Source organism: Kitasatospora sp. MY 5-36, assembly GCF_001182915.1.
Classification (GTDB): Bacteria; Actinomycetota; Actinomycetes; order Streptomycetales; family Streptomycetaceae; genus Kitasatospora.
Map to the genome: position 1 here is coordinate 1 of NZ_LFVW01001327.1, position 884 is coordinate 884.

Here is an 884-nt window from a genome sequence, read left to right on the forward strand (position 1 = left end):
GGACCTGGCCCGCCAGTTCCTGCCGGTGAACGGGTCGGCGGCGGCGCCGTTCCAGGCCGACATCATGTGGTTCAACCCCAATCTGGCGGTCTTCGACCCGGAGGCCGTGCTGGAGCACGCGCTCGCCGCTTCGGCGGACGAGCTGACGCCCAAGCACGGTGTCATGCACGACACCCGGCTGATCGAGCTGGCGCCGCTCACCGGCGCCCTCGCCGCCTTCACGTCGCACGAGGGCCAGCGGGAGCTCTTCCGGAGGTTCGCCCAGGAGCGGAGCGGGCGCGGCGACGCCGAGGTGGAGTGGGCCGCCCTGCGGGAGTCGCTCGCCGGCCTCCCGCGTCCGGAGACTCTGGCGCAGGTGAACAGCGTCAACGTCAAGACCGGCTTGATGCGCCAACTGACAGTCGCCACACGGCACCTGTATGCGGCGTACCGGGCGGTGGCGAAGCCGGAGACGCCGTGGCGGCTCAGCACCGGCGAGCGGCTGGAGGAGCTGATCACGGCGCGGGTGCTGCCGGCGGCGCTCGGCCAGAGGCTGGTGGATGCCTATCTCCTGGCTCTGAACCTGAGGCAGCGGCTGCACCGGGCCTACGGGGGCGAACGGGACAGGGTCGCGACCGCGCAGGTGGCCGAGCCGCCGAACGGGCTGGAGCGTCTGCTACCGGAGGAGCAGGAGCAACTGGCCGCCGCGCTCGGGGCCCTGCACGAGGTGCAGGGGGGCCTGAATGACTTGTGGACCAAGGTCAAGGCCTCGGCCCCGTCACGCTGGAAGAACCTCTTCGGGCGTTCCCGTCCGGTGGACCAGTCCGTGGCGCCGGTGGTCCACAGTCCGGTGGTGCCGGGCACCGTGGAACCGGGTGAGTTGTGGGACGCGGAGCTGGAGCTGC

General features: G+C 71.7%; 1 protein-coding gene. It reads left to right on the top strand.

Annotated elements, in window-relative coordinates; all coding sequences use genetic code 11:
* Positions 1-884: putative nucleotidyltransferase substrate binding domain-containing protein (locus AE652_RS42250; RefSeq protein ID WP_049661513.1), on the top strand; the 884-nt coding region annotated here is incomplete at both ends.